1 protein-coding gene is annotated in these 2,672 nt (G+C 80.3%); it reads right to left on the bottom strand.

The genetic code is table 11. From position 1 onward, the window contains the following. Positions 1–452 precede the first annotated feature (452 nt). Positions 453–788, bottom strand: a complete 336-nt coding sequence (locus tag ACFV04_RS43590; RefSeq protein ID WP_360262718.1) for a transcriptional regulator — start codon at positions 786–788, stop codon at positions 453–455. Between the last annotated feature and the right edge of the window lie 1,884 nt (positions 789–2,672).

Genomic DNA, 2,672 nt, shown 5'->3' with positions numbered 1-2,672 from the left:
GGCGCCGCCCTGCCCCCCCCCCCCCCCCCCACCGCCGCCCCCCGCCCCCGCCCCCCCCCCCCCCCCGGGGCCGCGCCCCCCCCCCGCCGCCGCCGGCGCCACCGGCCGGAACAGCTCCCACGACCCGTCCGGTACCAGGCGCTCCAGGATCGTCACGGGAGCAGCCCGCAAGCCCGGACGAGATGCCTTCGAAGTCACCCGCGACGACGAACGCCCGTGCCGCGCCCTCGCCTTCGTCACCGCCGGCCCGGCCGACGGCACCCTCGCCCCGCCGCCGACCGCGTCCCCGTGGGCCTCGACACCATCGCCGAGGCCCACCGCTGCCCGGAGACCGGCACCCGGACCGGCGAGATCGTCCCCACCGCCACCGCCACCGCCACCGCCACCGCCACCGTCACCGGCTGACCGGGGCCGTCACCGACCGACCGGCCGTCACCGGCCGTGATTGGCCGTCATGTCGGCCGGGATGGGGCGCCCGCGCGCACCTCCGCGTCCGCCGCGGCCACCACCGCCGACAACAGCCCCGGGAAACGGCGCTCCAGCTCCTCGCTGCGCAGCGCATTCATCTTGGTCGTACCCACGTAGTACTGGCGCAGCAGCCCCGCCTCGCGCAGCACACTGAAGTGGTGGCTGGAGGTCGAACGCCCCACCGGCAAGTCGAAGGAACCGCAACTCAGGTCGGCCATCGAGTGCGCCAGCGTGCGCACCACCGACCTGCGGGCCGGATCAGAGAGCGCCTCCAGCACCTGCTGGACGCTCACGTCCTCCACGCCAGGGTGCTCGATCATTCGCGCCGCCACGCGTGCCCGTCCCACACCCACCACCCCTTCCCAACGCTCGACCCCCGTCCGTCCAATGGTCAAAAACCGCGCCGCGTGCGCGACTTCACGCCCCGACGCTACTACGCCCGACCCATCTGCCACGCCCACCGCAACACCTCCGCAACACGCCCACGGAGATCGCGCAACACCGCCGCCAGGCCCCGCGCCCGCCGGCACGGGCCCCGGAGGCAAGGGCGCGGGGCAGCGGCGCAGGACAGGGGAGAGGGGCCGGGCGGGCGCTGGACGGCCCCGCCCGGCGGGGCGCGGCAAACCGCCGGGGCGCCGTACGGCAGGACGGTGCGCCCGCCGGCGCGGGACCGGACGGTCGCGGTCGCCGGGCCGGGCCGTGGCCGTGGCAGGGACGCCGGGGTGGGGGAGAGGGGGCGGCGGGTGCGGGCCCGCCCCGGGCCGGTGTCGCGGATGCGGGTCGGTGGTTGCGGGTGGGCGGTTGCGGTGCGAGGGGAGGTGCGCCGTACGGGAGCGCTGCGCCCGGCGGGTCCTCGGGGCGGGGGCCGGGGCGCGGCGGGAGAAAGGGGAAGGCGGAGGGAGAGGGACCGGGCGGGCGCGGGACGGCCCTGTCCGGCGGGGCGCGGCGGCAGAACGGGGAAGGCGGAGGGAGAGGGACCGGGCGGGCGCGGGAACGGACGGTCGCGGTTGCCGGGCCGTGGCAGGTACGCCGGGACTGGGGCATGGGCGCGGGGCCGTGGCAGGGACGCCGGGGTGGGGGAGAGGGGGCGGCGGATGCGGGCCCGCCCCGGGCCGGTGTCGCGGATGCGGGTGGGCGGTTGCGGTGCGAGGGGAGGTGCGCCGTACGGGAGCGCTGCGCCCGGCGGGTCCTCGGGGCGGGGGCCGGGGCGCGGCGGGAGAAAGGGGAAGGCGGAGGGAGAGGGACCGGGCGGGCGCGGGACGGCCCTGTCCGGCGGGGCGCGGCGGCAGAACGGGGAAGGCGGAGGGAGAGGGACCGGGCGGGCGCGGGAACGGACGGTCGCGGTTGCCGGGCCGTGGCAGGTACGCCGGGACTGGGGCATGGGCGCGGGGCCGTGGCAGGGACGCCGGGGTGGGGGAGAGGGGGCGGCGGATGCGGGCCCGCCCCGGGCCGGTGTCGCGGATGCGGGTGGGCGGTTGCGGTGCGAGGGGAGGTGCGCCGTACGGGAGCGCTGCGCCCGGCGGGTCCTCGGGGGCGGGGGCCGGGGCGCGGCGGCAGAACGGGGAAGGCGGGGGGAGAGGGGCCGGGCGGGCGCGGGACGGCCCTGTCCGGCGGGGTGCGGCAAACCGCCGGGGCGCCGTACGGCAGGACGGTGCGCCCGCCGGCGCGGGAACGGACGGTCGCGCTCGCCGGGCCGGGCCGGGCCGTGACAGGGACGCCCGGACTGGGGCATGGGCGCGGGGCCGTGGCAGGGACGCCAGGGGTGGGAGAGAGGGGGCGGCGGATGCGGGCCCGCCCCGGGCCGGTGTCGCGGGTGCGGGTGCGGGTGGGCGGTTGCGGTGTGAGGAGAGGTGCGCCGTACGGGAGCGCTGCGCCCGGCGGGTCCTCGGGGGCGGGGGCCGGGGCGCATCGGGAGAAAGGGGAAGGCGGGGGGGAAGCGGGAGGGGCGGACGGGGGCGGGCTCCGTCCGGCGGGGTGTGGTGGGCTGCCGGGCGCCGCAGCGGGTGGGCGGCACGCCCGGCGGAGCCGGTGCCGGGGACCAGGACCGGGGCCCGGGCGGGGGTGTGGGGGAGAACCGGGGGGCGGAGCCGGTGCCGGTGCCGGGGCCGCGGGTCGGGCGTGCGGGGAGGAGCGGAGGCGCGGGCGCCGTGGCGGGCGGGTGGTGCGCCGTGCGCGGCGGGGTTCCCCGTGCCCCCGCCGCGCAC

The organism is Kitasatospora sp. NPDC059599 (genome assembly GCF_042735125.1).
Classification (GTDB): Bacteria; Actinomycetota; Actinomycetes; order Streptomycetales; family Streptomycetaceae; genus Kitasatospora.
Note: the sequence above shows the minus strand (reverse complement) of the source record. Positions and strands in the feature narration are given on the sequence as shown.